Raw genomic sequence first — 19,842 nt, 5'->3', positions numbered from 1 at the left:
TAAAATTTATCCGCAGGAAAGGTTCACGCAGGAGTCAATGAAGTCGAGTCCTCGCTCTTCATCAACATGTTTGCCTCGGATTTTTTCATAGATTGAAACTCTACGTTCAAAGCACTTTTCGCTGGCATCAGCAAAGGCCTCGCTAGCCGTCGCACCTCTTCCGATAATTGTGCCAACGTCTCCCGACTCATATTTGCACTGGAAAATTTTTGGAATTGAATTGGAGGGATGGCTGTCAGAGTGTTCGCCTGCGGGCCGTGCTGCCGCTCGATAACTTGCAGCAAGAATCAGTAAGACCGAGAAAAAACCATAAATGTATTTCATTGTAAAGCTCCTCTTATAGAGCATTGGAAGAGCAAGAGGTGGGCCATGAGGAATCTTAAATATAGAGTATAACTATTTGAAATATATAAGTTAAATTTAGAACAAAAAAGAGCGAGTCCGTCATTTCTTAAACCCTGAAGACGATGACAAAATAGGCTTTCAGTTTGAGCACTCTTTAAACAGTTTCAGCATAATATCGGCCGTGGCATTATAGAAGATGACTAGTTGAGCGTGGCATGAGCGAGGCGAAAGGCGACGACGAGAAGGTGGCCATCTTTAATGTGGCGTCGATTCCGAATAAGGTCGGACAGATCAACCCAAACAAAAGAGGTGCTGGTTTTCTCAGGAGATACAGAGGGGTTGATTTCAACGACAACGGGATAGACAATTTCAGGAGTTAAACCGGGAGTCGGGTGGTAGGCTCCGCCGAGACCATAGGTCCGACGAATCTTTAACCCAAAATCACTTTCTACGTGCTCTTTAACGAATTCGATTCCAGATTCAAGAGTGGTGATTTCTTTAGGAATCCTCCAGGCAGGATTGACTGCGATGTCGGAATAGCCTTCATTTAATTGTATGCCTGGTAAATTTCGCCTTTCAATTCCAACAAAAATATTCTTTCCCCTTCGAAAGGCGGGAATAACTGAGATCACAGAGTTGCTGAATTTCTTAGGGACGACATATTCTCTTTCAGTCGTAAGGATTGTTTTTCCCTGTCGATCAAAGTCAGAAAAGCGCCCAGTTCGAACTTCAAGGAATTGACCAAATTCTTTACGATCGACCTCCTGAAAGACCCGGAACCTACGTTTTGGAGAAAGAACATCGAAAGCAGATTTGATGCGAGGTTTTGGATGATCTGGGTTATTGACAAGACCAATCTCTTCTCCAATCCAGGGTCCAATCTTCTTGTCTTCGTCAAGCAGAAGATTGTAAGTGGCAATCTCCATTCTTGAATCGAGAACAGAACCCGCCTGTGAAGATCTTAAGAGTTGAGTGGCTTCGATAGGTCTTATCACTCCTGATGAGGACAATCCGGTTTCGTTTTCTTTCGGATAGTGGAGGCGGAGTTTTTGCCTTCTCATTGGAATTGCGACAGACGTGACCCTTTCGGTCACTAAGGCCGGGCTTGTATAAAAGGTATAGGTCTCATCTGAACCTGTTCGCAACAACCGATTTGGTTCTATTCCCATTCGGCTCCGAAGTTCGCGTTCAATCTCTGACGCTTGAGCCTGATCATACCTTCGAACAAAACTAACGGGTTCAAATGAATAGCCCTTTGTGCTGGCGCCATTTAAAAATTCCCCTGGTTTTAGAGTGGTGAGGATCGGTCTTGGATAGCTCTGGTGGCCATAGACGAAAATCTGTCCCTTTCTCCGAAAGAATGGAAGCACATCGATTGTATCGTGGGGACGGCCAACGACGTCGTAGATTTCCCCCGTTCTCACCTGTTGCATGGCTTTGACAGAGAGGAATTTAGGGTCGCTGGTCACCCGTTGATGCGTTTCCTCGATGCGAGTCGCTTCGTTAGGTCGAATTTTTTCGCCTGCGATGACATAATTGGTGGCGGGAAAGGGAAGAATTTTTCCATCCAGGGTTTGGAGGGTAAACTTATCTCTAAAACGATTTTCTATGATCCATGGGTTGAATATTAGAGATGATAGGAGGACCCGAAATCCTGCTTCCATGATCGTATTTTCAAATTCAGATTGAGAGAGGTAGGTGTACTCCTCCTGGATTTCAGCAAAGTAGCTGTCTCGGTAGTCTTTTCGGAGAATAAATTCGACAGCATCCCGGTGGCTCAGCCGATACCTTCGCTTCTTGCTCTGTCCATGATTGTCGATCGGTGTGACTTGATAGGGGACACCCGAATTTGGGTGTTGGCTACTTCTAAAATCAGCAGCGAAACGCTCGAATAACGCAGAAGTGGAGAGATCCTCGATTTTGCCAAATTCTACTCCGTCATCAGTTGCCAAATCAAGAAAGACTTCATCTGGTCCAGGAGAAATAACAAAATCTCTTAGAACAAAAATGTTACCAAACTTTAGTTGTTTGTGATTTTTCCAAATCGCTTTCGCAACGCGAGAGACATCGAAAGGATCTCCTTTGCCATAACTGGTCAAGTGATGGCCTACGGAAGACATAAAAATAGCATTCAAAGAATTCGATGGAAAATTGGATTCTTCGGCATTTCCAACGAGAAAATCCAAATTTGGCAAAGTGTAGTGCTCTCTTGCGTAACTTACCATTTTTTCATCAAGGTCCACTCCAATGACATGGGAATCCGGAAACATGAGAGCCAAATCCCTCGCTGCGACTCCTGATCCCGTTCCGAGATCCACGATGCGACCGGGGTGTGCAAGGGCCGCAAAGGCAGACTTTTGAAGAGAGCTTTTCTCCATTTTTTCAATGTAGGGAGTTAAATCCTCGTGGAGATGTGGTTTTGAATTATCTCTGATAACCTCAGTTTTGTTCCGGAGACCCTCCCCTTCTTCTGAAAGCGCTTTGATGCAGACTCCTGCGTAACACAAATTATGTAAGTGGCAAGATATCAAGGTGCCAAAACAAAGAAGGAGTTTGAGGTGTTTCATTCTTATTTTATGGTCTGTAGGCTTTTGAAGGCCGTAGCATAATAAAAAATCTGTTTGACCATGGAGAAGAGGCCATTGGCCCGACTCGGCGAAAGATTGGCGCTAAAGCCCAGATCTTTAATAAACTGCGGGGGAGTGGAAAGAATTTCGTCAGGTAAAGAATTAGAATACACCCTTAAGAGCAGGGCAACGAGACCTCTGACAATCAGGGCGTCGCTGTCTGCTAGAAACTGTATTCTTTCATTTTCATCCGTGTAGGCATAGAGCCACACTTGGCTCTGGCAGCCTTTCACTTTATAGTCGTCCAGTCTCTTGTCTTCAGGAAACTCTGGGAGAGTTTTTCCTATTTCAATGAGGCGGCGATATTTTTCTTCCCAAGTCTGAATTTGGCTGAATTCCGCTTTCAATTCATCTTGGCGCGTTATCAAATCGACCATTGCTTATCTATACCGAGACCGAAGGTCTCGTCACCAATTACTTGGCCGGACTTAAAAAAAACGAAAATCCAGCCTCTATAAACAAAATCCAGTCTCTATTTTATCGTGGCGTGGACCCGATGGGAATCTTCGTTGTCTTCAAGTGCTTCCAGCAGAGTCGAAACCTCGGCGAGCTGTGCTTCGTTTAGACCTGTATAGTTCTTTGCTTTGTAACTGAGTTCAGATGTTGTTATCTCCCAATTCCTTGATTGGAGGGCTGTTCGAATGGCATCCAATTCTTCGGGGGAACCGTAGAAGCTATATCCCTCCTCTGGGTTTCCATCGACTTCGTTCGCCCCCGCTTCAATGGCCTCTTCTTCTGGATCCCCAATGTTTTCCTTGGTTCCCTCCACCAGACTCACTCGATCAAACATCCAAGCCACGCTTCCGGTTTCTCCCATATGCCCGCCGTACTTACGAAAGAGATTGCGAATTTCGGTAACAGTCCGGTTCTTATTGTCAGTCTGACACTCAACCATGATGCCTACATTGTGCGGCCCATACCCCTCATAGAGAGTCTCTTCGAATTGGGCCGCATCCGAATCCTGTCCTGAGCCTTTGCGGATAGCTCGTTCAATTGTGTCTTTTGGGCAACTTTGAGTTTTGGCTTGTGCAACGGCGAGAGACAATCGGGCATTGTATTGCGGGTCTGGCCCTCCGAGCCGAGCTGCAACCGAAATTTCGCGAGCTAGCTTTGTAAATAGAGCTCCTTTTTTAGCTGCGATCGCTGCTTTGGCAGGATTTTTCCAACTCTTTCCCATAATAGGCACCTCAGTGTTGTAGACTTTTTCAATTATAAATATTTATATTTATCAAAATCTTTCAAAAATACGCCTCGTGAAGTTCTCATCATTGCGAGATGAGTCCAAAAAATCAAGTCTTCAAGGTCTTTCGCTTGGACCCAAATAGCGCCATTGGCCCTCCTTTAAACTCCCCAAGCGGATTTTTCCGATTCGCACCCGTTTCAAAGATGCGACCTCTAGATTGACAAGCTGACACATCCGCCGAATCTGGCGTTTTCGACCTTCTCGCAAAACAAATTGGAGAAGGCCTGGCTGGAGTTCTTTAATTTGAGCCCGTTTTAGTTTTCTTCCGTCAAGTTCCAAGCCAAAGGTGAGCAGAGCCAATTTTTCGGAACTGATTTGGCCACGCACTCGGACCAGGTACTCCTTATCAATCGAGCTCTGGGCGCCTATAACGGTCTTCGCTAGCACTCCGTCTTGAGTTAAAAGAAGCAAGCCTTTAGAATCAATATCCAAGCGGCCGGCTGAGGCGAGTCCTCGTCGATGAGAAGGGTGAAATTTGTGAGTGCGGCGGTTTTCACGATCTTGATTGTCAGGTTGAATGAGATCTGTCGCCAGCCTGTAATTTTTTTCAGTGGGACTAGATAAATAGCCGATAGGTTTATTCAAAATAATTGAGACTTTGCTCCCGAGAGATTGGGTCGCTTCCTTTTTCAAAGAGATCTCGGCCTGAGGAGATACTTTTGTCCCCAACTCGCTCACGATTTTCCCATCAGCAAGGACCCAGCCTTTCGCAATAAGTTGATCGGCCTCACGACGTGAACAGATCCCGCGATTTGCCATGAGCTTAGAAAGACGAATGGGTTCGTCGGTCATAGGTGATCCAATGGAGAATTCACGTCCCATTTCGATGGGGTCAAAGTATTGGTTTGGGTCGATTTATGGGTCATTCCAGGAATCTACGGGCTGAATTAGAAAAAATCATCAAATACTTTAATACATTGATTACAATTAACATGATCAACGAAATTTCTTATCAAGGTGATGATTTGAAATGAGACGAAATGTGGTACGTAACAGGAAATCTGCAATTGTCCGCGTCTATGGTCTGTTGGAGCTCGTCCAGGCCTTTTCATTGGCGGCCGGGGTTTTGACGGTACTGGGTGTCTTCATCTACTTGTTGGTGGCCGGTACCTGAAGGTGGTGAGAGGGAGAATTGCCTATATGAGGGAGATGCCTCCGTCAACGGTGAGGATGGAGCCTGTCGTCCATGATGCGCCCTCGGATCCAAGGAAATAAACACTTTGGGCGATTTCTTCTGGAGTTCCAACTCGTCCCAATGGCTGAAGTCTATCCATGTACTTTTTGTCTTCAGGGGACCACTTGCCATGGAGAGGGGTTTCGACAATTCCTGGTGCCACCGCATTCACGTGAATATTTTTGCTTGCTAACTCCAGAGCCAGCGATTTTGTCCAGTTAAGAAGAGCAGATTTGAGAGCTGAATAGCTGGAAGTGTTTTCTATCGGGTTTATGGCCAAATTCGATGAAACATTCACAATGTAGGCCGGCGCAGCTGGGTACATCAGGGGCAAGAGGGCTTGGGTCAAGATGACGGGGCCAAGCAAATGCACATTGAAGCTTTCCTGCCATTCACTCCGGGTGGAGTCAACAAACGGCACTCTTTTAATCAGGCCTGCATTGTGAACAAGACACTTGAGCACCTTCCCTTTTTGGGAGCTCAAAATATTCCTGCTGATTCTTTCTATTTGGTCCAAGTCGTTGAGATCACACGGAAATATCTGAGTTTTTCCCCTGAGGCTTTGGGAGACTGTCTCCAATTTTTTTGGATTTCGGCCCAAGAGCCAGACTTCAAAGCCTTTTGAAGAATATAGCTTCGCTATTTCTGTTCCTATGCCGCTGCCTGCGCCAGTTACAAGTACACAGTTTTCCACGAAAGAGCTCCTTCGTTGTTTTTAGGCTCCTTAGGTTTTTCTCATAGCCAGAGGTCCTGGTTTCCTCGCCGGATTTTTATATTGAGATTAGTATTAAGAATTCGAGTTCTGTCAAGGAATCCTGTGGGAATCCAAAAAACTCGTGGAAAAATGGGCTTAGATGATCAAAGAAGTGCGGAATTTTTTGTTTTTTGGACTCAAAATATTTCTATTTTCTCTGATCGTGGGATTGATTTTTTTTGCTCGATATTGAGGAGAGGAGTGGCGGGAGTTCCATTTCAGAACTAAGAAAAAAGCCGCGTCAAGGCGGCCTTTTTCCAAGTCTTGCCTGCAATTATGCGGCAGGCTTATTTCTTCGAATGTAATTTTGATATTTTTTATCAAAATCTCTTGGTTTTTCGCCCTGCCTATTGATGAGTCCTTCTTTAAACCAGAGGTAGTGCTCCTCGCAGAAATCCAGCCTCTCTATTTTCTTTCCACACTTTTCTACCAAGCATCTAGCCAGAACAGTTGGAGATCCTGCACCCGAAGGTCCGTTAGATTCCTTATTTTCCTTTTTAGCCATGATAACTCCTTGAAATGGGCATCTATAGCTTCTTTATCGGCCCCCTTTTCTCAGTGCTTTAATATGAGACCAAGGTGCAGGATTGTTTGGAACTTAGTTGCTGCAAAATAATTTAACAAAATAGACGACTCAAATGGAAAGAGTTGGAGATGGGGTGGTACAGGGGATGCATTACCTTTGATGCAGGACTCTCTCGATGATGAGGTGGCGCGTAAGGTGGAAATGTCTCAAAAATAGACACAAATGGGATTGAAATGCTTACGGTCGACATTAGAAAATTATTTATATTATCTTTAGGCATTGGGGTGGCGGCTTCCCTGTCTTTCTTCACCAGTTGTGATGTCTACTCTGAAAACAATCTTTTTGCCGAATTGAAATCCAGTTGTGTCGATACAAACAGCTGCACTCACCAGTCTTCTGAGTTTATGGAACTTAAGATTAACACAGAAAATAACTACCCTGTCGCTGTGAGTGACATAGAATTTGATGTGGCAGGTGATTGCAATGAAGGTGGCTTTGAACAGAACTTGGTTTTGTGGGAATTATTTCTCGATAATACCCTGGTGCAGAGTTCACAGAATCTTGGGCTTGGGACCACTTGCGTTTATGGTCAATTTTCGGCTCGAGTTAGATTACCAAGAGCGGGACTTCAGGATACAACCGGAGTTCGGCGAGAACACCGACTGGACGTAGAGCTCATTGGAATAGATCCCAATGGCGAGCTATTTAAAAATCCACTCATGGCAAAAAAAAGCATCACGGTGAGCCCTCGGTAGTGGCTTTGATCTCTAGAACAGCATCCTGTTCTAAATCATTCTCTGCGTGACTTTCCTGTATCGTCTTATTGGGCTCATTGATGTCTTCTCGCCTGCGGTATTTTGCGAAGTATTCGGGAGCGACTCTATGAAGTGTTCGTTGCCAGGACGAGTCGAGTGATGGAGTTTCGGAGGGAATTTCAATTCTAGTCAAATTCACTTTTCGGAGGTAACTGGGTAACTGCATTTCTTTTAGCTGACCATTTTGGGAGGGGTTTATGGCTGTGGCTTGTCCATTGAAGCGCACAAAGAGATGAATGGTATTGTCTTGAAGTAGATAGGATAAAAAACTCATGAGCTTCATTGTATTTTTGCGTGCTTTCTGAGATTCCAATGTAAGATACCCACAGATTTGACTTATCTTCTGGAATCCAAAATACGGTTTTGTCTGTTTTGTCTGTTTTGTCTGTTTTGTCTGCATTTGCGACAGAAAGAATCTCTGCTGCCGGGCCATTGGGCGATTGAATCAGAACAGCCTGTCCCGTCATCCAGAGTTGTTGTACGGATTGCGATGCAATCCTATATTGCCCTAAGAATTGGTGAACCGTCGCCTCTAAACCATCTGACCTTTCCTGATCAATGTTGTCAGATGAAAGGAATCCAGTTTTTGCATGAGGCTAAATAATTCTGTTTCGTGTGGCAAGACAAATATTTTACCTTTGAGGAGTGGATTGTCGAAGGCCTCATGAAGATTTTGGGGAGGGGGACCTGCAAGTTTGTTATTCCATAGATATCCGTTTATCCCCCAGGTAACGGGTAGAAAATATTCAAATTCAGGATCAATTGAAAGATTTGACAGATCGGCAGAGACCTTTGATTTATCGGCCAGCAATTGAGGGTTAAGTTTAGCGAATCCTTTTGGGCCAATTGGCTTGTTTGCCATGTAGGAAAAAATTTGAATGAGATCATATTTATCCGGATGCCCGACGATTTCCGCGACCAAAGCTTCGTCTGAATCCACTGAATGGCCAAGTATCTGTAAGCCAGATTTTAAGGTGAAATCAGAAAGGGCTTCAGGAGGGATGGTTCCTTTACGATAGAGAAGTTTCAATTGAGTTCCGGATCGATCTTGATTTCTTATCTGGCCTTCGATTTTACGTAAGCCCCACCACGTTCCCATAAGAAATGAAAAAGGGACAACGAGCAAAACAAGCTTACCTAACCATTTCATCTTCTCAGTTTAGATCTTAATTCCCAACACGGCCAATCAGATTTCAAGATTAGCTGGATCGAAGTCGATTGAGATCTGAGCTCCTGCCGCAGGAATGTAGTCTCCATAAAACAGAATGCTATTTGCTTCAGCATTGTAGGTCCAGCCACCAGACAAGGGCCCAGGGTTAGCACTCAGGTTTGGTATACTCACACCGTTGATAGAAACCACGATGCTTTCAGGAATTGGCAGTCGCTTCAGAAAGAATTGTGTTGAGAGCGTTAAAATGTTTTCAGAAATTTTCTTTAGTTCAACTGAAAAATCGCCACATAGACTTCCGACAACTCCACCAGAAGCTTCGGCAAGACCTTGATTGCGAATGCCATATTGTTGACCGCCGCCGGTGAGTTGGCTGAGGCATGAAGCGTCCTCGTTTTTTATGACGATTGAGTTTACGCTAAAGCGCTTTGTAGCTCCAGAAGATCCGGTGAGAGTTTCAAGGTACTCCATGTATTTTGTGATAGTGTGATTTTTGGCGCTGTTGTATTTAACGTGAAGAGGGTCTGTGTACGCCGAATATTGATTTTTTATGTAGTCGCTGCCATCGTGCGAGAAGTCGTCTTCATCTCCAACAATGATGATTGCGAAAAAGCTATCGGGGCGCAAGAGGCCACTGTTTGCAGGATTATCCATAGCAACTTTGAAACTCTGAAGTGCTCGCTCATCACCATAGCCTGCGGTGCCAACCATGATATTGTCGATGAACACATTGTTAATGTCAGGAGTGCTTGGAGTGATAATTGAGGTGCCACCCGCAGATTTGAAGAGTGAGACAGTTGGACTGCCAGTGAACAACTGACGATAGGCATCGGTTGCAACTACAGCCATGCGATAATCAAATCCTCGAGAAGAGAAGTCAGTGATAAAGCTTGAGAAGTTGTCAGCTACATTTACCTGGGAGCTGTGCATGGACCCTGAGTTGTCGACGACCCATAGTAAATCTATCTTTGGAGAGACGGCCCCCGAATTCTGAAAGAATATCTCTGAATCAGGAAGAAGAGAAAATGAAGGTGCGTTTTTCTCACACCCAAAACTACCTAAAAGAACACCAGCAATAATGATAATGCTGTAGCATGCGCCTGTTCTTTTCATAAAAATGCCCCCTGTTTGGGTTTTTGGCCCAATGAAATACGTCCAGCTTTTGCGGGAACTTGGTGGTAACAGGAGATTACATGCAACAGATACTCACTTATCGACCGATGTCCTGATTTCTGAAGCTCGATGCGTCATAACAGAAATCTCTTCAAGTCCCCAGAACTTCTGGAATTACCCAAAAAGCATTCAATTTGATACGTGCAACCACTTGAATTTACTTGGTTAATAAATTTGCATTTTCTTGGATATCGGGGTCAGTGAGACAGAGGTATCTCAAATGAAAACAGAGCAGATGATTTGAAGAGTGCGCTTTGAGTAGTTTCCCCTCTCAAGTTGAGATGGTAAAATGGGTCCATGAAAAACAAAAAAATTCGTGTCGGGATACTATTTGGCGGAAAATCAGCAGAACATGAGATCTCTTTGCTCTCAGCGCGTAACATAATAGATGAGATAGATAAGAACAAATTCGAGGTCGTTATGATTGGCGTTGATAAAATGGGTCAATGGCATTTGGACGATTCAGCCAAATTGTTCTTATCGAGTCAGAATCCAAAATTGATAAAATTAGACGTTAAGGGGCAGCCTGTTGCCATTAATCCGGGCTCAGGGGAGGCTCCATTGGTCGCAAGTTCTCGAATGCCGTTGGATGTAGATGTGATGTTCCCAGTCCTCCACGGACCGATGGGGGAGGATGGGACTGTCCAGGGATTGCTGAGACTCGTGGACATTCCTTTTGTAGGCTCAGATGTTTTGGGCTCCGCCGTTGGGATGGACAAGGATGTGATGAAGCGACTGCTTCGTGATGCGGGACTTCCTGTTCTGCCGTGGATAACTTTAGATCGCCGTCGAAGCATGGGGGAATGGAATTCCAAAAAAATTATGGACGAGCTGGGCCCTCGAGTTTTTGTTAAGCCTGCGAATATGGGTTCTTCTATAGGCGTGAACAAAGCGGAAAACCCGAAAGAATTGGATCGAGCCATTCATGAGGCATTTCTCTTTGATAACAAAATCTTAATTGAAAAGGGGGAGATCGTCCGTGAGATTGAAATCGCGGTGTTAGATGGCGATCCTCCAACGGCATCGGTGGCGGGCGAGATCATTCCCAAGGGAGATTTTTATTCCTACGAAGCAAAATATGTCGATGAGAATGGAGCCGACCTCGTCGTACCGGCAGCTTTAAGTTCGACTCAGTTAAAAGAGGTTCAAGAGCTTGCTTTAAAGACCTTTCAGGTTCTTGAAGCGGCCGGCTTGGCGCGTGTAGATTTTTTTATGACTCAGGATGAACGCTTTCTGGTAAATGAGATTAATACTTTGCCTGGCTTTACAAAGATCAGCATGTATCCCACCCTCTGGAAAGCCTCGGGGGTGCCTTATGGTGAGCTTATCGAAAAGTTGATTTATTTAGCTATCGATCGAGATAAGAAGAATCGAAGATTACAGACGGACTATTCTTCCAGAGACTGAGTCTCTCGCTTAGCTGAGCAGACCGCTGTCATTAATTAATTCGGCCAAAGCCAAACAGGGCAATACTCTTTCCGGAACAAAGAAGTCCTTTGAAAATGACTCCGTATCTAAAACACCAACAAGACTTCCTTGCGAAGTCAAAGGCAAACAAAGTTCACTTTTGACTCTTGAATCGCATTCATAATAGGGAAGAGCTTGGCCCAGCTGCTGATCCAGATTTTGAATCAGCGCGTGATTTCTGCTGATGTAGGTCGAGCAATTGTTACTTCGCCTTGCATATTCATCGTTGAGAGGAAAAATTGCCCGACTTGGAGCGCCAAGATAGCAAATTTTAACTAAAAAAGGAGCACTTGGGTCATTTCCATAAAAATCGTTAAGATAACTGGGGAGGAGAAGATTCGCCTGTTCTTGGTAAATGCCGAGCCAATCGAGCTGAGTTTTTCCTTGAAGCCAGTGGAGACCCGAGTAAAGACGATTAAGGCGAAGTTGGCTTTTTTCGTTGAATTGAAATACCCACTTCAAATCAAAAGGATGAGGTAACATTTTCCATGAACAAGATGAATCGACGGATATTTCGGGAACTCGGTACTCCTGTGGTGCCAAATGCAAGTTTTCATGCTCACGAAGAAAGCTGGCCAGCTCTAAAGAAAGCTCGCTGATTCGGCGGCTCCAGGTGAGATGCATCAATCCTATTCCGCCAATGTGTCTGAGAAGACTTTCATTGATATCCGTCAAATTCCTTCGCTCCAATGAAGGGTCAATTTAATTCTCCGATTTCTCTCGAAGTCGCTTTGCGGATCGAAGCAGCACTCGTTTGGCTTTCTCAAAAAGATCCGCAGCTTCCTGTTTTGATCGTGCAAAAGCAGTAAATCCTATTTTTCCAAACTCAGGTAAGGCAGACATCATGTGGAACTTAACACCCGTTCCCATTACTCTATTAGCTTCCATTGATGGGTATTCGGAGTCCTTTTTGAATTCGGCCCAAAGCTCCAGTAAAGAGAGATTCTGGAAGCTTTCCCTATCAACAAAGTTATCCGTCATTTTATAGAAAACAGGTTGACCTGTCACAGAGGAGATCAAGGCTCTTCTGTTGGCATCATAGCTTGCGCGAAGGAATCTCGCTACCGTTTCCCAAGGATGGGTTGTTCCTCCCTCTCTGATATTTGCTTCTCCAAAAATGAAGTCAATCTCTTCGTTTTTTTCAACCTCAAAAAAATCCAATCCGATTCTTCCTACAACTCCGTAGCGAGCGAGAGTTTCAGCATACTTCACGGCATAGGACATGAGCTTGGACTCAAGCTCTATATCGCCGTAGGCCGGCTGAGAGGCTCCTTTGTAGACCGGCCCATCCATATCCTGCATATGAGTGGACAAGGGCACAACTCTTTGGTCAGCGAGGATCTCAAGCTGCACACTTGGGGCTCGTGTGTGGACAATTCCAGATTCAATGACCACACCAAGTATTTCCGCGCGCGAAAGAACATTTTTTAATGAGGAATTGTCTTCTGAGTGGCGCTGGAGCAATGCCAAAATCTCTTTCCTGCGGTTTTTTTCGCTGTCCCGGGGATTCAAAGCCAGGACAATGTTTGAACCTGCCTTGCTTGCGCTATCTGCATATGTATCTGTATCTGTATCTATGGCGTTACGAAATTCGATCTTGATGATTCCCTGTCCGCTGGCCCCGTAGTTGGCCTTAATAAAACAACTTCCTCTGCCCTTCATTTCGATATAACGCTCATCAATGGATTGCACGATCTCGTCGATGGTGAAATTAGAATCAGTGCCTCCGGCAAACGGGATCTTAGATTCTCTGGCAATGACCCTGTTGCCCTGTTTAGAGTTAAGAATTTCTAATGCGGGATGCATTCCCGTAAGAGGAAGATGGAGTGCGGCGGACAATCTGCTCATGCTTGATTCATTTACGAATCCGCTGAGAAAGGTATTTTCTGCTGTTGGTTCTTGACCGTTGAGGAGCCTCTTTGAGGCCCGTTGTATTTGAGCCAATGCCTCAGGTGAATCGGCAATTTTATCACTTAAGTAGTCAATTCTTTTATCATTTAAAGCAATCATCTCTGTACGACTCTTTATTTCATCAATTTCACTCTGTGAAAATCCAGCAAAGAGCTCATCAAGAGAGGTTTGAGGCACTGCTGATGAAGAGACGAAAAGAACTCGCACGTTTTGTTCAGCTGCCCGAAGCAAAGACCAAAGGGCTCGCTGTTCGTAGTGGGCTGTTCCGATGATCGGTCCTATCTCTGCAGGGTCAAAATTGAGAGATGGAACAACAATGAAGAGAACGGGCTCTCCGGTGTCTCTTCGATCGGACCACTTCAGAAGCTGTGTGCGCTGGCGGTTGACGAGAGGCTCCCAAGTATTGCGCGAGGCCTCAAATTCAGAAAAGGTAAGAGGAAACCGAGTGGAAATGTCGGAGGATAAAGAAGCGACATCAGAAGCAGAGTTTCTGGAGAGGAGCCCCAGGTTCTCGCGACAGGAGCCTGCCGCGCTCAGGCCTGTGGTCGAAAAGTCTAATGCGAATACGATGAACGGCAGTAAAACGACTCTAAAAACGCTTCTGACATATCCAGAAACTGAATAATCAGAGATGCCGTCCGGAACCTCTTTTTTCTTTTGCTGACGGATCATACATTCCCTTCGTAAATTGGTTACATACTGTCCATCCATACAGTTTTTGTGCCAAATCACAACGTCCATGCTAGGCGCGAGTATTGAGGATATCAATCTCCAAATAATTGAAATTCAGTTTGCGAAGGCCGATGAATTCGATCACCTGGCTGGACATTTGTCTGATTTGTTTTTTTGAATCATGGAAATGAAGTTCATGATGGCCGCGCACTAGGCAATCAGACTGACTTTGGGTAGACTGGAAAGCACAGTAGGTTCTAGCGAACCGCGGAAGGAGGTGAAGCCTATGGACAAACAAGGTTATCAACCCAAGGCGGAGGTGATCGTCTCATAGATCAAATTTCTATGAGAGGTCATCCGTCTGTTTTCCAACAGGGTCAAGAGCACGTCTCTTGACCCTGTATTCGGGTCTAAATACCCACCTCTTAGGGTCAATATTATATTTTTTTCAACTCACTATGTAAAAATATCTTGAACTCAGTTCGAAAAAAGCTAGCATTAGGCGATGGGGGGGCGATGTCGTACAGGAAGACATCCTGAAGCACGGATGCTTCACATCGTCCTTTTTTATTCAGTTTACCAAAAATTCGAGAATGACTGAGGGTTTTACGGTGATGCGATCTGCGCTGATTTCAAATACCTTTGGAATGGCAGTCAAATCATAGAGGACTTGATTGAGTCGGTGCACAGTCATTCTCAGCCTGTGATAGTTTTCCGGAGAATAATCGCAATTCCACAGAAGGCGAATCATTTCATCAACTGATTTTTCCGATTCGTCTGTCATGGCATCAAGCAAGATGAGCATTCCCTTTTTCCGAGAGAGATCAACTTCCTTGTTCTGGAATATGACCGTTCGTGCCTCTCGAGAAAAATTGATAATGAGATCTCCGGCACCAAGATAAGGTTTCATTCTGTTGAGCCAGAATCCTTTTGCCTCCGACGAAGGTAAGGAACTCAAAATAAGGTTAATTTTATTTCGGAGCTCATCAATGAGAATTCCATCTTGCGTGCGTCCAAAATAAAGAATCAGAATTCGTAAGTAGCAGGACCAGGAAAGGACACATGCTAATCCCGATAGTTCTGCCAAATCCCTCGCGCTTTCCGGATTGAAAGCGAGAACAGAGATCTCGGCTTCAAAAGAATTCGCATGAAGGCAAAGCTGTTGATAGGAGCGCATGCTTTCGGTGATACACTCGCCGCGAATGAGCATTTCTTCCAGAAAGTCGAAGTAGATGAGGCGGCGATCACTTTCTAAGAGACTGTTGTCTTCAAGAAGAGTTTGGGCCCGGGCCCAGGCGTGATTTATACCAACCAAGTATATTTCAGCAAGCATAAGACTGTGTTGGACTTCGGTATCTAGGGGTTTCGGGCAATCAGACCTATTAATGCTGATTAACTCAGAATAATAAAATCCCATTTTCTCCGTATGATTAAAATGGGACTTTAACCTTACAATCTGCGGGAGAGTTCGCAAATACAAGAGTCTACGGTCTTCTTGATTGCGCACGGACTTCACAAATTCAAAACATTCCTCATAAACAGCAAGCCCGCCACTGAGATCTCCGTCCTCCTCCATGTATTTCCCGACCTGCAGGGTACAGGAAATCCGTGATTCAACAGAGAGAGCATCTCCCAAATCAGCCAAAGACCGTCTCAGCATTTGATGGTAGAAGCGCCATTTTGTTACAAGATCGAGCTGATAACAAGCGCTGGCCAGATCTCGAATGAGATTGACATTTTCTCCATATTTTTCAAGTGCCAACAAATAGGAAGAATAGGCCCTTTCGAGATTTCCCGAGTACTCATAAACAAGGCCACGCAAATGTTCCTTTAGTCTACGTTCAGCCAGCGTTTTTGGTTCAAAATATTCAATGCATTCTGTTGCAAGGTCTAAGTCTCCGTTTTGGATCAGACGTTCCGTCTGAGATCTCATGTTGTGAATGATATCTGTTGACGTCAAATTAGGCTGATAAGGGTGAGCACCGCTATTGTTCATGAGCCAACTGATTTGATTTATCAAGACTGAGAGAAAAACCTCCCCCTCGTATTCGGGGTCTAGGACCGCCAGATCCTCTGACGTTGTAACCACTTAAAGCGGGCTCAGACATAAATCTAAAGACGCTGAAATCAGACTGTCGATATTTAGACGATAGGGCCGAATCCACTCCTATTAAGAACGAAAACTCATTTGGAAAAAACAGAGTCGCAAAAACTTGCTCTGTCCTTAGCCAGGCGGACTCACCAAATCGTCGCTCAGGCAAATTAAGCAACTCCTTGAGTGGATTCGATTCAATAAATGACTGGATGAAATCGGGAGCGTAGGTTTTTAGAACCAGGGTAGAATCGGTTGTTCGTTGATTCTGAGAACCAGCCACAGAATCATCCAGGTCTCTCCATTTCTTTGCCCGATAATTCGGCGCCCAAGCGACTAAAGGAAGGGAAAGGGGGAGCAGCGTTTCAGACTGAGTTTTGACAAAATCAATGAGATCTTGATCCGTGTAATCTGTTGCTAAAAACGGAAACGACTTAAAGTCGTAACCGTAGCGATCTGGTAGCTCTAATCCTTGGTTTTGAACCATATCGTCAATCATAGCCCGCTCGACATAGAAAGCGCGAATAAAGGCAAAGACGTTACTAATCAGCGGGTTGGAAAGGACGGTGTTCATCGACCTGAGGCTTGGCCCAACGTACTTGTTGAATATCCGATTCGGCTCAATATTCGACCATTCTTTTGTTCCAGGCCACGAACGCCCGTCAAAATAAATAGCCAATTCATGGGCCAAAAGCTGAGTCAGAAAAATCATATTTAGGTCAGAATATTGTGGCGAGTGTCGAACCAAAAGAATTGTCTGATTCAGAAAAGGATCGGTCCAAGAATCAAAAGGGAAGGAGGGTGCATCGGTCACAACCAAAATGAACAATCGTTTCTGATTACTGCCCGGTCGGATACTAAGTTTATTCAGAACTTCTGGTGGACTTGAGAAAACAAGGCTATTCCGGGACGGATTAGGGTGGGGTCCGTCTTGCCACAAACAACTGCGGGCGATCTCATTTGCTGCTTTAGTACTTACGGACATATGATTTTCGATTAGACTAGGGTCGTGGTTCAATATGCTGGAACAAATAGAACTTCCAATCTTCGTTTTCGCCAAATCAATGTTGATGTCGTCAATAATTGTCTGAAGGCCTGGGCGAGAGGAGGGAAAGAAAATCTCGTATTTGTATCCTCGACTGTCCGTATAGGTTGAATCTCCCTTTCCAGACAACTCATCGAGTGACGGGAAAGTAGTTTTCAAGTGAGAACGGTCTATAGGAGAAGCAAATTTCTTCCCAACCATTTCCTCACTCGCACTCACCATTGACGTAAAAGCAGGTATCGTTAGGGAGAAAAGAAAAAACCAAACAATCGCTCGACTGTTAAATCTTGAGGAGTGAACTCTATTCATAGCCTGCCCATTTTTCATGTTTGATTCTGCTGATTAAATCTACGAATATCGAAAAAAATCAAATGATTATAAATGAATAACAAAGAAGTGGCGACCTATCATAAATATTATTCATGATTATTATCGCTTCATTTATTCATGCTCAAAAATTATTTTATGACTTTTTGACCTACTGTCCCTAAACAGGAAGTTTTTTCAAAAGATACCATGCGCAATGTGTGAGCATTTGTGCGGATTTGTGTATTTCGCTCGTGCGTCCACGTTGGTAAGTTTCATTTCACCTTTTGGTCTTCCTTTTATGATTGCAAGGGATGGGATGTTGGCTTTTATCGTCTTCGAGGGGGAGCGAGAGAATCAGCACTCTTGCGATATAACCCTCTCCGTAAAGGGGAGGGTTTTTTTTGCCCTTGATTGGGCAAAATTTGTCATTCAATTGATAAATGTGTGAGCATTTTGATCATTTATCTGAGCCTTAACAGGATCTGCTGGGTCTTGAAATTGCTTTTCGATGGAGCGGAAGAACTACGGAATAGGTTCTTATGATTTTTAGGGAAGCACTGTATATGAATTGGCGAATGACATTTTTCTATTTTTTAGGTGGGGCTCTTTTTCTATTTATTGGGGCCTGTACGCCAAAAACGACCACACCAAAACTGGATAAGCTTAGACCAGGCGATTCAAGGGACCTGGCCGGACCAACAAACGCAAATATTGGTGAAGAGGAATTTACAGATCAGAGTGGATCAGTTTTTCTCTATCCCGCCTTGCCGGAGAGTTCTGACAATGGAGCTGGCGGAATCGCCGGGACAACAAGCTCGAAGGATACTCTCAGGTTTGTGAAACCTTCAATTTTTTTCGACAAACGAAATCGGGAAATAGAGTTGCGTGTAACAATTGAAACGGAAGGTGAAAAGATCCCGTTGTTTCTGAGGGGAAGAGTTGGAGCTCAAGGGCGTGCGGACCTTGAAGAAACGCAAACGACGGATTTGGGTTCTCGTCTGCGCGCAATAGCTCAGTGTATTGATTCGACAAAGTGTCAATCAATTTATGTTGATGTTTACTATCGAGAGAATGGAGTTAACCGAAGAAAGCAATTCATTAGTGATGAGAATGACAAGCAAATGAAGTTTGATCTGCCCAATGTCTTTCCAAATGACCATAAGGTCAAACCTGAAAAGTTGGAAACTCCTCAGGCCGACCAGATCCCAATTGTTTCAGGTTGTGACGACTACACTGGCTGTGCGGGCGAATTTGTTGGTTATAAAGTTGACTCCAAGTTTTATGAAGAGGTCAGGGATTTGGGAAAGCCGAAAGAGAGAGATCCTCCGTCGAAGAAATCTCTCCCACCTGAAAGCGTCCCCGCATCTAAAGGTGTAGCTGAAACAGGGGATAAATCTGGCAATGGTGCGAAGGAACCGATCGATCGGATTGACGTGATTGGTGAGTCCCCTGAGGCCCCTCGGAGCAGAGGACCGCATCCAGCTCCGACATCTCCTGATCCAACTTTTTCGCCAAAGGGAAATCAGCCAGTAGTCAAAGATAGCGATTTTGTCAAGAGTGATGAAAGGCGGAAAAGTGAAGGTACGACAGTCACAGGTGTGAGTGAGACTTTACCTGATAAAGATGGCCATTCACATCGGGTGAATGGAACTTTTCTTGAGGAGAATGATTTAAAATTGGGAGCTCAAAGCAAGGGATTGCCCTATTTCGTGTGTTTTTCGCGTTGTGGGACGAATCGCTGCCTCAAGCAAACCTGTTCGAAGAATGATCGTCGCTTGGAAGGCGGATCTATCTCCGAATCTGGCTCTGGTCCAAATTTTCTCGATGAGCCTGAGAATGGGGAATTCGAAATCATTGATTTGAGAAGGGAACAGCACTATGGATCCGGACTATTGGTTGCTATCATTAAGAAGGTGAGCCTTCGGTTTCAAGAGATGTATGGGAACAGGGATGTTGTTCGGGTGAACGCGCTCAGCAAGAAGGGAGGAGGAAAGTTGGGTAGCCACTCCTCCCATCAAAATGGTCTTGATGCCGATATCGTTTATATCGGGGAATCAAAATGGGGAACCGTTTTGGATAAAAGGGGGGATGTCAAAAAGGATTTTGATACAGAAAAAAATTATCAGTTTTTCAAAATGTTGGTTGCAACCGGTTACGTCAACCGGATTTTTGTAGATAAAAAAATAAAAAAGAGAATGTGCGGATGGGTTAAATCTCAAGGGCTCATGGATGAAGCAAAGGATGTACTCATAGCCTTGAGATCTCATGATGGTCACGACGACCACTTTCATTTGCGCTTGAAATGCTCGCCCTATTACCCATTGTGCCGGGATCAAACACTTCCACATGGCACTGAATGTAGCTGAGATTTCTCGCTAAAAATATGGCCTTACCCTGACGAATGAAAACCGGCAAGAGAAGAGCCCTTTGGCAAGGTTTCGTCTAAGATCGCTCCTAACGGAAAAAATCAGGTAAAATCAGGTGGGCCTGTTTTTGATTATTTTGACGACACTTCGTGCAA

Annotated in this window: 17 protein-coding genes; 3 read left to right on the top strand and 14 right to left on the bottom strand. The window is 44.6% G+C overall.

Going from position 1 to position 19,842, the window contains the following annotated elements; genetic code table 11:
• Positions 1-6: 6 nt before the first annotated feature.
• From IPJ71_03075 to IPJ71_03045, 7 genes are all read right to left on the bottom strand, one after another.
• The gene (locus IPJ71_03075; protein ID MBK7842668.1) at positions 7-324 is read right to left on the bottom strand and encodes a hypothetical protein; all 318 of its coding nucleotides are present in this window, start codon (positions 322-324) and stop codon (positions 7-9) included.
• 221 nt (positions 325-545) lie between these two features.
• On the bottom strand, positions 546-2,912 hold the full coding sequence (locus IPJ71_03070) for a methyltransferase domain-containing protein (GenBank protein MBK7842667.1): 2,367 nt from the start codon (positions 2,910-2,912) through the stop codon (positions 546-548).
• Positions 2,913-2,914: 2 nt separating this feature from the next.
• Positions 2,915-3,349, bottom strand: coding sequence for a SufE family protein (locus tag IPJ71_03065; GenBank protein ID MBK7842666.1), 435 nt, complete (start codon positions 3,347-3,349; stop codon positions 2,915-2,917).
• Between the two features lie 95 nt (positions 3,350-3,444).
• Positions 3,445-4,149: a YebC/PmpR family DNA-binding transcriptional regulator gene (locus tag IPJ71_03060; protein MBK7842665.1), complete on the bottom strand. Its 705-nt coding sequence runs from the start codon at positions 4,147-4,149 to the stop codon at positions 3,445-3,447.
• A 120-nt stretch (positions 4,150-4,269) separates the two neighbouring features.
• Positions 4,270-5,007, bottom strand: a complete 738-nt coding sequence (locus tag IPJ71_03055; protein MBK7842664.1) for an rRNA pseudouridine synthase — start codon at positions 5,005-5,007, stop codon at positions 4,270-4,272.
• Positions 5,008-5,351: 344 nt separating this feature from the next.
• Positions 5,352-6,083 (bottom strand): SDR family oxidoreductase, encoded by a 732-nt coding sequence (locus tag IPJ71_03050; protein MBK7842663.1) that lies wholly within the window; start codon positions 6,081-6,083, stop codon positions 5,352-5,354.
• Between the two features lie 334 nt (positions 6,084-6,417).
• The gene (locus IPJ71_03045; GenBank protein MBK7842662.1) at positions 6,418-6,648 is read right to left on the bottom strand and encodes a hypothetical protein; all 231 of its coding nucleotides are present in this window, start codon (positions 6,646-6,648) and stop codon (positions 6,418-6,420) included.
• 254 nt (positions 6,649-6,902) lie between these two features.
• On the opposite strand from IPJ71_03045, the gene IPJ71_03040 reads away from it, so the two are divergent.
• A complete protein-coding gene (locus IPJ71_03040; protein MBK7842661.1) occupies positions 6,903-7,424 on the top strand; it encodes a hypothetical protein in 522 nt (173 codons plus the stop codon).
• Here IPJ71_03040 and IPJ71_03035 read toward each other — a convergent pair.
• The 3 genes from IPJ71_03035 to IPJ71_03025 form a co-directional block, all read right to left on the bottom strand.
• Positions 7,405-7,758, bottom strand: coding sequence for a hypothetical protein (locus IPJ71_03035; GenBank protein ID MBK7842660.1), 354 nt, complete (start codon positions 7,756-7,758; stop codon positions 7,405-7,407). The two genes, IPJ71_03040 and IPJ71_03035, sit on opposite strands and share 20 nt — an antisense overlap.
• A gap of 258 nt (positions 7,759-8,016) precedes the next feature.
• Complete coding sequence (locus IPJ71_03030) at positions 8,017-8,634, bottom strand: hypothetical protein (GenBank protein ID MBK7842659.1); 618 nt, start codon at positions 8,632-8,634, stop codon at positions 8,017-8,019.
• A 36-nt stretch (positions 8,635-8,670) separates the two neighbouring features.
• Complete coding sequence (locus tag IPJ71_03025) at positions 8,671-9,765, bottom strand: hypothetical protein (GenBank protein MBK7842658.1); 1,095 nt, start codon at positions 9,763-9,765, stop codon at positions 8,671-8,673.
• A 357-nt stretch (positions 9,766-10,122) separates the two neighbouring features.
• On the opposite strand from IPJ71_03025, the gene ddlA reads away from it, so the two are divergent.
• Complete coding sequence (gene ddlA, locus IPJ71_03020) at positions 10,123-11,232, top strand: D-alanine--D-alanine ligase (protein MBK7842657.1); 1,110 nt, start codon at positions 10,123-10,125, stop codon at positions 11,230-11,232.
• A gap of 9 nt (positions 11,233-11,241) precedes the next feature.
• Here the strand turns inward: ddlA and IPJ71_03015 are convergent, their stop codons facing one another.
• From IPJ71_03015 to IPJ71_03000, 4 genes are all read right to left on the bottom strand, one after another.
• A complete protein-coding gene (locus IPJ71_03015; GenBank protein MBK7842656.1) occupies positions 11,242-11,967 on the bottom strand; it encodes a hypothetical protein in 726 nt (241 codons plus the stop codon).
• Between the two features lie 27 nt (positions 11,968-11,994).
• The gene (locus IPJ71_03010; GenBank protein ID MBK7842655.1) at positions 11,995-13,875 is read right to left on the bottom strand and encodes a hypothetical protein; all 1,881 of its coding nucleotides are present in this window, start codon (positions 13,873-13,875) and stop codon (positions 11,995-11,997) included.
• A gap of 571 nt (positions 13,876-14,446) precedes the next feature.
• A complete protein-coding gene (locus IPJ71_03005; GenBank protein MBK7842654.1) occupies positions 14,447-15,871 on the bottom strand; it encodes a hypothetical protein in 1,425 nt (474 codons plus the stop codon).
• On the bottom strand, positions 15,861-17,339 hold the full coding sequence (locus IPJ71_03000; GenBank protein MBK7842653.1) for a hypothetical protein: 1,479 nt from the start codon (positions 17,337-17,339) through the stop codon (positions 15,861-15,863). Before IPJ71_03000 ends, IPJ71_03005 begins: the two co-directional genes overlap by 11 nt.
• A 545-nt stretch (positions 17,340-17,884) precedes the next feature.
• Between IPJ71_03000 and IPJ71_02995 the strand changes: the two genes are divergently transcribed.
• Positions 17,885-19,687, top strand: coding sequence for a penicillin-insensitive murein endopeptidase (locus tag IPJ71_02995; GenBank protein MBK7842652.1), 1,803 nt, complete (start codon positions 17,885-17,887; stop codon positions 19,685-19,687).
• Positions 19,688-19,842 lie beyond the last annotated feature (155 nt).

Source organism: Bdellovibrionales bacterium (assembly GCA_016714165.1).
Classification (GTDB): Bacteria; Bdellovibrionota; Bdellovibrionia; order Bdellovibrionales; family UBA1609; genus JADJVA01.
This window is presented reverse-complemented; position numbering and strand designations above follow the sequence as displayed.